Origin of the sequence: Agrococcus jejuensis (assembly GCF_007679035.1) — a bacterium.
In the GTDB taxonomy this organism is placed as follows: Bacteria; Actinomycetota; Actinomycetes; order Actinomycetales; family Microbacteriaceae; genus Agrococcus; species Agrococcus jejuensis_A.
In genome coordinates, this window is sequence record NZ_VEFR01000002.1 from 556596 (window position 1) to 565731 (window position 9136).

The window sequence follows — 9136 nt, forward strand, 5'->3', positions numbered from 1 at the left end:
GGCATCCGACATCCACGAGGGGCTTGCCGCCGCCGCGGCTCAGGGCAGGAGCGGCGCCGCGAGCGGGAAGAGCCAGATGAGGTCGGGGTTGCGACCGACCACGATCGCGAGGAACACGACGACGTCGAACAGCAGGTGCACCGTGACGACGTAGAGCAGGTTGCGCTTCGACAGGTTGAAGATGAGGCCCTGGATGAGCGCGAACGGGATCGTGAGCAGCGGCCCCCACGACTGGTAGCCGAGCTCCCACAGGAACGACACGAAGATCGTCGCCTGCAGCACGTTGGCGATCCAGAGCGGGAAGTGGCGCAGCAGCAGCGTGAAGACGATGCAGATGAAGAACAGCTCGTCCCACAGGCCCACGGCGTTGACGCCGAGGAAGAAGCGGCCCACCTCGCCGCCGTCGGCGAGCTCGGGCCAGTTCAGGTAGACGCCGGAGCCGAGGAAGTAGAAGGGGAGGATCAGGTACGCGGCGACGATCACGACGCCGACGTACGTCCACTGCGCGCGCGTCCATCGCCCACCCCGCCACGGGAAGGCGATCGACCGCTCCTTGTAGACGTACCGCGTCACGACGAACGGGATGACGAGGGCCAGGCCGAGCACGATCGTGAACCGCGCGACGCCCGCCCACGACACGTCGGCCTTGAGCTCGACGAGGCTGATGACGGTGAGGCTCGCGGCGATGACCGCGAGGTCGGCGCCGAGGCGTCGCGAGAGTCCGGCGCGATCGGTGAGGACGCCGCCGACGACGCCGGAGAGCAGGATGACGTAGCCGGGGATCGTCTCGAGGAACCCGAAGAGCACGACCGCCGACAGCGACACGAGCGCCGCGGGCACCATGGCCAGTGGATGCGTCGCGGCGGGGTCGGGCTGCGCTGCCCGAGCGCTCGCCTGCGCCGACGAGGGCTGCGGCTCGGTGGCCTCGGACGCGGTCACGGCCCCAGCCTACGGGCGAGGCCCCGACGCCCGTGAGGGGCGGCGGGGCCTCGGCAGACGGTGGTAGGGGTCAGCGGGCGAGCGCGTCGAGCGCCTCGCCGATCGGCGTCGCGCCCGTGTTCACCTCGACGATCGCCTTCGTGAGCGCGGGTCGCTCGAGCACGGCTGCGATGAGCGCCGCGACGTCGGCGCGCGCGATCGTGTCGGGCTCGACCGACGCATCCAGCTGCTTGACCTCGACGGCGCCCGTGGGCGCATCGAGCGTGAGGCCGCTGGGGCGCAGGATGACCCAGTCGAGGCCCGACGCCTCGATGGCGGCATCGGCGTCGGTCTTGGCGTCGGCGTAGGCGCGGAACGACGAGTCGTCGGGGACGCCGTGGTCGGGCCCCGCGCCGAAGTACGACACCATCACGTAGCGCGTGGCGCCTGCGGTCTGCGCCGCCTCGACCGTGCGGATGGCGGCGTCGCGGTCGACCGCGAGCGTGCGCTCGGGCGAGCCGCCGCCTGCACCTGCCGACCAGACGACGGCATCCGAGCCCTCGAACAGGCCCGTGAGCGCCGCGACGTCGAGCGACTCGACGTCGGCGACGACGGGCGTCGCGCCCAGGGCGGCGACGTCGTCGGCGTGGTCGGGATTGCGGATGATCGAGCGCACCTCGTGGCCCGCCTCGACGAGCAGGGGCGCCGCGAGCAGCGCCACCTTGCCGTGGCCTCCGATGATCGTGATCTGCATCATGCTCCCTTCTTGAGCAGCGGCAGCACGTCCTCGGCGAACTGGTCGAGGAAGCGCTGCTGGTCATGGCCCGGTCCGTGGAAGACCAGGTGGGTGAAGCCGAGGTCGACGTAGTGCTGGATGGCAGCGGCCGTCTCCTCGGGGTCGGACGAGACGATCCAGCGCTTCGCGACCTGCTCGATGGGCAGCTCGTCGGCGAGACGCTGCATCTCGGTGGGCGAGTGCACCGACTGCTTCTGGTCGGGCGTCAACGACAGCGCCGCCCAGAAGCGCGTGTTCTCGAGGGCGCGCTCGGGATCTCGGTCGTACGAGACCTTGATCTCGATCATGCGGTCGACGTCCGCATCCGTGCGGTCGGCCTTCGCGATCCCCTCCTCGAGGTTGGGGATGATCGTCTCCTGGTAGTACGCGTCGCCCTTGCCGGAGGTGCAGATGTGGCCGTCGCCGACGCGGCCGGCGTAGCGCGTCGTGGCGGGGCCGCCGCCGGCGACGTAGATCGGGATGGGCTCGTGCGGCTTGTCGTAGATGGTCGCGCCGTCGGTGGAGTAGTGCTCGCCCTCGAAGGTGACGAGATCCTCCTTCCACAGCTGGCGGATGAGGCGCACGGCCTCGCGCAGTCGTGCGAAGCGCTCGGGGCCGTCGGGGAACTCGACGCCGATCGCATGCTCGTTGAGCGCCTCTCCCGTGCCGACGCCGAGGATGAAGCGGCCGGGATGCACCTGGCCGAGCGTGCCGAACGCCTGCGCGATGACGGCCGGGTGGTAGCGCAGCGTGGGCGTGAGCACCGAGGTGCCGAGCACGATGCGGCTCGTGCGCTCGGCGGCCATGCCCAGCCACGTGAGCGCGTTCGGGGCGTGACCGCCCTCGTGCCGCCAGGGCTGCAGGTGGTCGGAGATGAAGGCCGAGTCGAACCCGACGCGCTCGGCCTCGACCACGAGGTCGAGGAGCTCGGCGGGCGTGAACTGCTCGGCGCTGGCCTTGTATCCGTAGCGCATGCTCCCCATGCTGCACCCTCTCCGTCGTGCTCGGTCGGGTCGGCCGCCTGCCTGTCGCACGATGCGCGCGCGTGCTATCGCCGCCCTCCCCAGGTGCAACGAGCGGCGCGGGTGGGCATTCCGCGGCAGGTGGGCACGCCCGTCGATCGGCCACTTCCTGCGGTGACTGGTCGCGAATGGTCGCTGACTGGTCGCGAATGGTCGATGACTGGTCACGAATGGTCGCTGACTGGTCGCGAATGGTCGCTGACTGGTCACGAATGGTCGATGACTGGTCGCAGTTGGCAGCCAAGGGCGACCAGTCGACAGCCAGGTGCGACCAGCGTCGCGCTCCCGGCGGGCCCCGAGGGGTCAGGCGCGCGGCCAGGCCTCGACGACGCGGGCGAGGAGGGTGGCGAGCTGCCGGCGCTCGGCCTCGTCGAGCGGGGCGAGCGCCTCGGCGACGGGCGCCGCCCGGCGTTCGCGGTGCTCGTCGGCGTGGCCGCGCCCCCTCGACGTCACGACGATGCGCGTGCGCCGCGCATCCGAGGGATCGGGCTCGCGCCGCACGAGCCCCTCGTGCTGCAGCATCTGCACGACGCGGGATGCGCGCGGCTGGTCGATGCCGATCGCGGCGCCGAGGTCGGTGATCGACATGGGCTCGTCGGACGCTGCCAGCACCGCGAGCGCGCGGTGCACGGCCATCATGCGGCCGCGGCCGCCGGGTCCGCGGCCGTGCGGACCCGGACCGCGATGCTCGCCGTCGCCGGACTCGGCATCGTGCGGGCCGCCCTGCGGCCAGCCACCGCGACCTCCACGACCGAGCGGGCCGGGGCCGTCGGCCTCGCCCCCTCCCGGCCCTCGCCCGCGCCCAGCGGGACCGCGCATCCACGGCCCGCCGGGTCCCGCAAGGCCTCGGCCGCGGCGCAGCATCGCGAGCGCGTCGAGCGCATCGGCGACGGCTGCGACGGATTCGTCGGATGCGGGGTCTTGACGTGACGGGCACATGCATGTCATCCTACATATGCATGCACTTCGACATGCATTGCGATGCGACAGGAACGACCACCGCATCCGCCCCTCGATCCCCACGGACCCGAGCCGCGGACGTCCGGTCCGACGCCACCCAGGCGCCCGGCATCGCCCCTGACCTGAAGGAGCCACCTTGAGCACCCACGACATCCAGAACGAGTCCACGCCCGAGCCGCGCGACGAGCGCAGCTGCGAGCACACCCACGACGGCCACCCGCATGGCGAGCATCCGCACCGCGGACGCGAGCACCGCGGCCACGGCCGCACGGGCTTCGGCCCCCGCCGGCACGAGGGCTTCGGCCCCCGTCGCCACGGCTTCGGCCCCGACCGCACCGACGACGGCGAGCGCGACGAGCGCCGCCCCGTCGGGCGCGGCATGCACCCCGGCCGCGCGTTCGGCCGGCCCATCGGGCACGGCGGCCGGGGCTTCGGCCCGGGTCCGTTCGGCCGGGGTCCATTCGGCCAGGGCTTCGGCCCCGGTCGCGAGACCGAGGGCGAGCACGGCGAGCGGATGCGCGACGAGCGCACCGAGCACCGCGGAGCCCGCGGCCGTCAGCGCCGGCTCGACCGCCGCATCCTGCGCACCGCGCGCATCGTGGCGTTCGCCGAGCACCGCTCGGGCCGCGAGGCCGTCGAGCGCACGATGGCGGCGAGCGTGAGCCACGCCGACCACGAGGCGACGATGCGCACCCTGCGCACCATCGCCCGAGCGGTGCGCGCCGAGCACCTGCCCGAGCGCGGCCACAGCCGACGCCACCAGGGCTGACCCATCCAGCACGAAGGGCCGCACCGCGAGGTGCGGCCCTTCGTCATGCACGAGGGAACGTGCGCGGATCCGGGTCCTCGCGACGCTGAGCGCCGCATGTCCCTGACGTCGCGCACGTTCGTCAGACTGAGCGCATGGACCCTGCGCCGATCACGAGCATCGAGCTGCTGCTCGACGCCGACGCCGAGGCCGCCGTGCGCGCGGAGTGGGATGCGCTGGCCGCGGCCGGGCTGTCGAGCATGGCGCCGCACGCGTCGCCGTCGAATCGACCACACGTCACGCTGCTCGCCCGTCGCGGCGGCGTCGCGCATCCGCTCGCCCTGCCCGACGACGCGCTGCCGGTGCCGCTCGTGCTCGGCGCGCCGCTGCTCTTCGGCGACGGCGACCGGCGCGTGCTCGTGCGGTCGGTCGTGCCGTCGGCGGCGCTGCTCGCGCTGCACGCGACCGTGCGGGATGCCGCGGGCGCGGGCGACGACGTCGACCACATGGCGCCGGGCACCTGGACGCCGCACGTCACCCTCGCGCGACGCACGCGGCTCGCGGACCTCGAGCGCGCGCTGCCGCTCGTCGGCGCCGAGATCGCGTGCGAGGGCGTGGCGCTGCGCCGATGGGATGCCGGCACGCGCACGGTGACGGCGCTCTCGTAGCGGCGCAAGTCCGCGCGCGACGGGGCTCGATCGGTCCAGCTCTGGACCGGTCACGGCGGCCGCAGCTCGATTGGTCCAGTTCTGGACCAATCACGGCGACCGCAGCTCGATTGGTCCAGTTCTGGACCAATCGCCCGGGGCGGACCTACCGGAAGAGACCAATCGCCGCACGAAGTGGCCAATGACCGCAGGAAGTGGCCGCTCGCGCGCAGGCGCTGGCCCGCCGCCCCCGAGGCGCGGCGGCACTCCCGCTCAGTCCTCCCGCGGCGCCGGGGGCACCGGCGTGAGGTGGAACGACGCGAACGAGCGGCTCGCCGTCGGACCGCGCTGGCCCTGGTAGCGATTCTTGTTGTCGCCGGTGCCGTAGGGGTGCTCCGACGGGCTCGTCAGCTGGAAGTAGCAGATCTGCCCGATCTTCATGCCGGGCCACAGCTTCACGGGCAGCGTCGACACGTTCGCCAGCTCGAGCGTCACGTGGCCCGAGAATCCGGGGTCGATGAAGCCCGCGGTCGAGTGCGTGAGCAGTCCGAGTCGGCCGAGCGACGACTTGCCCTCGAGCCTGGCGGCGACGTCGGCCGGCAGCGAGACGCGCTCGAACGTGGCGCCCAGCACGAACTCGCCGGGATGCAGGATGAACGCCTCCCCGTCGGGGGTGTCGACGAGCCGGGTGAGCTCGGGCTGGTCGATCGACGGATCGATGAACGGGTACCGGTGGTTGTCGAACAGGCGGAACTGCCGATCGAGCCGCACGTCGACGCTCGAGGGCTGCACCATCGACGGGTCGAACGGGTCGAGGCCCAGGTCGCCGGAGTCCAGACGGGCACGGATGTCGCGGTCGCTGAGCAGCACGGGTCGAGCCTATGCCGTGGCGCGCCCCGCATCCGAGCCGCCGACTGGTCGCTCGTGGTGGGGAATGGTCGCTCGTGGCAACCACTGGTGACCACTCGATCCCCACGAGCGACCAGTCGGCACCACCGATGACCGGTCACGGGATTGACGCCCGGGCGTCGAGCGCGGATGGTGGGTGCAGGAGGTCGCCATGCCCGCATCCGTGCCCGGCAGTCCCGCGCCGAGGAGCCCGGGGCTCGCGCTGCTCGTCGAGCAGGTCGCTCGCGTCGTCGCGCGCGCTCGGGCGCAGCAGGGCGACGCAGCGGTGCAGGGGCGCGTCGACGAGGCGATCTCGCCCGAGGATGCGGCGACGGCCGCCCGCGTGCTGCGCACGCTCGGCCGCGAGCTCGGCGAGACGCCGCTCGACCTCGGCGCGCTCGATGCGCGCCTGCGGTCGATCGCCGGCGACGCCGCCGGCACCGGCGATGCTGCGACGGGCGAGACGCCCGTCGCCGAGCAGCCGAAGCCCGGCCGCCCCGTGCCGCCCACGGGCCTGCGGTCGGCAATGCGCGGTCGCCGCGGCTGAGGATCCCGACGCCGCGACGAGAGGTCAGCGCTTCGACGCCCAGACGCCGCGCGCGATCGAGAAGACGCCGTACGCACCGAGGCCCAACCCCACGACGAGCAGCACCACCACGCCGAACGGCAGCTGCTGCAGCGACTTCAGCGCATCGTCGAGCCCACCTGCCTGCGACGGGTCGTGCGCGAACGCCGCGGCGACGAACAGCACGCCGACGACAGCGATCGCGACGCCCTTCGCGACGTAGCCCACGACGCCGAGCGCCGAGGCAGCCCGGCGAGCCGACGGCGGCGGCGAGATGTGCTTCTCGAACGATCGACGCACGCCCTGCACGACGAAGGCGACGCCGATCGCGAGGATGCCGACGCCGACGATGCCGACGAGCACCTGCCCGAACGGCTGCGCCATGAGCTGCCCCGTCGCCGACTGCGCCTGCTGGTCGCCGTCGCTGCCGCCGCCGAGCGCCGTGCGGATGCCCGTGACCGCGACCGCCGCATAGGCGATGGCCTTGCCGATGCCCTTCGCGAGGGCCTTCGCTCCGTCGCTCGCCCGGTGCGCGATGCCCTCGAGCACCGCGAAGACCGCGAGCGCCAGCATCGCGATCGCGACGCCCCAGAGGGCCGCGACGCCGAACGGCGTCGCTGCGATCGCCTGCATCGCGCCGCCCTGATCGGCCGACCCTCCGCCGGCCCCGGCGGCGACGGCCACGACGATGCCGGCGAGCGCGAGGTGCACGACGCCGTTCGCGACGTGCCCGACGCGGGCTCCGACGCGCATCCCCCTGCTCCGCTCGAGTCGGGATGCGTGCCGCTCGGCATCGCCTGCCGCACCCTTCGCAGCATCGGAGGCGCGGCGTACGTCATGTCGATCGACCATGCGAACGACGCTAGCCAGCCCACGCCGGATGCGGCGAGGGGTGGCGCCGCCGCTCGCGCACGCGTATCGCATCGGTGCCGCCTGATGCTCACAGCACGTCCAGGCAAGCGCCAGCGAGCGTCCAGCGGCACCTTCCTACGGTGGAGACAGTCCCACCGCTCGAAGAGAGGCTCCTCCATGCCCGCGCGCCGCGCTCCCCTGCTCGCCACCATCGTCGCCGCCGCGGCGCTCGGCCTCACCGCCTGCATCCCGTCGCCGCCCGCGGCACCGGCGGAGACGTCGCCTGCGACGACGGCCCCCGAGACGAGCGCGGCCCCCTCCGAGACCGAGGAGGCGGAGGAGCAGCCCGCGTCGGCCCCTGGCGAGGCCGCCGCCCCGGGCTCGGAGTTCGCGTTCGGCGAGTACGCGACCGTCGAGCTGCTGAACATCGACGACGAGCCGCAGCTCGTGGAGATGACGGTGACGGGCGTGCGCACCGGCTCGGTCGCCGACTTCGAGGCCGCGGGCCTCGACCAGGAGTTCCTCGACCAGCTCGAGGGCTACACGCCGCTGTACGTCGACGTCGAGGTGCGCCAGGTCGCGCCGATGACGGCCGCGCTCGAGTACGAGTCGGTGTACATCGACTTCGGCGGCCTCGACCAGGCCGACCGCGCCCTGCAGGACATCTCGATCTTCGGCTCCTTCGAGCCCTGCGACACGGCCTCGATCGATCCCGACTTCGACTCCGGCACGCCGCACACGACGTGCTTCATCGTCGGCACGGCGGGCGGCGACGAGCTGGCCGGCGTCAGCTACGCCCCGTACGACACGGTCTACGACGACTACGACGGCGAGCCGCTCGTCTGGCGTCCGTAGTCCGGTGCAGCACGAAGGGGTCGCCCGCGAGGGCGACCCCTTCGTCGTGTCCGGCTGGCCCCGGGACACGTGCGGCGGATCGGATGCCCCCATGCAGCCGATCCGCCGCGCTCACGCGGCGCGACGAGCGCGCCACAGGCTCAGCGCGTCTGGCCGGTGTGCTGCCCCTCGGAGATCTCCTCGATCGTCTTCGCGTTGAACGCGGGCAGGTCGTCGGGGGTGCGGCTCGACGTGAGTCCCTGGTCGACGACGACCTCCTCGTCGACCCACTCGGCGCCGGCGTTGATCAGATCGGTGCGCAGGCTGGGGAAGCTCGTCATGCGGCGGCCCCGCACGGCGTCGGCCTCCGTGAGGATCCAGGCGCCGTGGCAGATGACCGAGACCGGCTTGTGCTGGTCGAAGAACGCGCCCGCGAACGCGACGGATGCGGCGTCGAGCCGCAGGTGGTCGGCGTTGCCGGTGCCGCCGGGCAGCACGAGCGCGTCGAAGTCGGCGGCGTCGGCGGCCGATGCGGCGAGGTCGACGGTCTGCACGTGACCGTTCTTGCCCTCGACGGATCCCTCCTTGGGGCTCACGAGCGTCGCCGTCGCGCCCTCGCCGGTCACGGCGTCCCAGGGGCTCGTGAGCTCCGAGTCCTCGAAGCCGTCGGTGAGCAGGAACGCGACCTTCTTGCCGTCGAGCTGCGCCATGGTGTGCCTCCAGATGATTCGGTGATGTGCGGTGCCTCCACGCTAGGAACGGGCGGAGGTGGTTCGCGCGGCCTTGACACCGGTTCGCTCTCGGCGATGCGGTGGGCCACGCTGCGACGGCGTCGGCTGGCACGGCGCCGACCCCGTGCGCTAGCATTCCTGAACGAACGGTCAGGAATTCGCGACCCCGCGCATCCGGCCCCGATTCGTCGAGGAG

At 72.8% G+C, this 9136-nt stretch carries 11 protein-coding genes; 4 read left to right on the forward strand and 7 right to left on the reverse strand.

The window, feature by feature from the left end:
- Positions 1 to 39 precede the first annotated feature (39 nt).
- From FS793_RS09430 to FS793_RS16605, 4 genes are all read right to left on the reverse strand, one after another.
- The gene (locus FS793_RS09430) at positions 40 to 939 is read right to left on the reverse strand and encodes a CPBP family glutamic-type intramembrane protease (RefSeq protein ID WP_260980100.1); all 900 of its coding nucleotides are present in this window, start codon (positions 937 to 939) and stop codon (positions 40 to 42) included.
- Positions 940 to 1009: 70 nt separating this feature from the next.
- Positions 1010 to 1675 (reverse strand): NAD(P)H-binding protein, encoded by a 666-nt coding sequence (locus tag FS793_RS09435; RefSeq protein ID WP_144720234.1) that lies wholly within the window; start codon positions 1673 to 1675, stop codon positions 1010 to 1012.
- Positions 1672 to 2676, reverse strand: a complete 1005-nt coding sequence (gene fgd / locus FS793_RS09440) for a glucose-6-phosphate dehydrogenase (coenzyme-F420) (RefSeq protein WP_144720235.1) — start codon at positions 2674 to 2676, stop codon at positions 1672 to 1674. The genes FS793_RS09435 and fgd overlap by 4 nt, the downstream gene beginning before the upstream one ends.
- 342 nt (positions 2677 to 3018) lie before the next feature.
- The gene (locus FS793_RS16605) at positions 3019 to 3654 is read right to left on the reverse strand and encodes a MarR family winged helix-turn-helix transcriptional regulator (RefSeq protein WP_260980101.1); all 636 of its coding nucleotides are present in this window, start codon (positions 3652 to 3654) and stop codon (positions 3019 to 3021) included.
- Positions 3655 to 3811: 157 nt separating this feature from the next.
- On the opposite strand from FS793_RS16605, the gene FS793_RS09450 reads away from it, so the two are divergent.
- Together FS793_RS09450 and FS793_RS09455 are read left to right on the forward strand one after the other, a co-directional pair.
- Positions 3812 to 4444 carry a hypothetical protein gene (locus FS793_RS09450; RefSeq protein ID WP_144720236.1) on the forward strand — a complete coding sequence of 211 codons (633 nt, stop codon included), beginning with the start codon at positions 3812 to 3814 and terminating at the stop codon, positions 4442 to 4444.
- Between the two features lie 134 nt (positions 4445 to 4578).
- Positions 4579 to 5091 carry a 2'-5' RNA ligase family protein gene (locus FS793_RS09455; RefSeq protein WP_144720237.1) on the forward strand — a complete coding sequence of 171 codons (513 nt, stop codon included), beginning with the start codon at positions 4579 to 4581 and terminating at the stop codon, positions 5089 to 5091.
- A gap of 252 nt (positions 5092 to 5343) precedes the next feature.
- Here FS793_RS09455 and dcd read toward each other — a convergent pair whose 3' ends face one another.
- On the reverse strand, positions 5344 to 5940 hold the full coding sequence (gene dcd / locus FS793_RS09460; RefSeq protein ID WP_144720238.1) for a dCTP deaminase: 597 nt from the start codon (positions 5938 to 5940) through the stop codon (positions 5344 to 5346).
- Positions 5941 to 6130: 190 nt separating this feature from the next.
- Between dcd and FS793_RS09465 the strand changes: the two genes are divergently transcribed.
- A complete protein-coding gene (locus tag FS793_RS09465; RefSeq protein WP_144720239.1) occupies positions 6131 to 6505 on the forward strand; it encodes a hypothetical protein in 375 nt (124 codons plus the stop codon).
- A gap of 24 nt (positions 6506 to 6529) precedes the next feature.
- Here FS793_RS09465 and FS793_RS09470 read toward each other — a convergent pair whose 3' ends face one another.
- Entirely contained in the window at positions 6530 to 7276 is a 747-nt protein-coding gene (locus FS793_RS09470) for a DUF1206 domain-containing protein (protein WP_144720240.1), read from the reverse strand.
- Between the two features lie 276 nt (positions 7277 to 7552).
- Here FS793_RS09470 and FS793_RS16220 point away from each other — a divergent pair, with 276 nt between their 5' ends.
- Entirely contained in the window at positions 7553 to 8230 is a 678-nt protein-coding gene (locus FS793_RS16220) for a hypothetical protein (RefSeq protein ID WP_186329427.1), read from the forward strand.
- A gap of 140 nt (positions 8231 to 8370) precedes the next feature.
- Here FS793_RS16220 and FS793_RS09480 read toward each other — a convergent pair whose 3' ends face one another.
- A complete protein-coding gene (locus FS793_RS09480) occupies positions 8371 to 8919 on the reverse strand; it encodes a type 1 glutamine amidotransferase domain-containing protein (protein WP_144720241.1) in 549 nt (182 codons plus the stop codon).
- Positions 8920 to 9136: the final 217 nt, after the last annotated feature.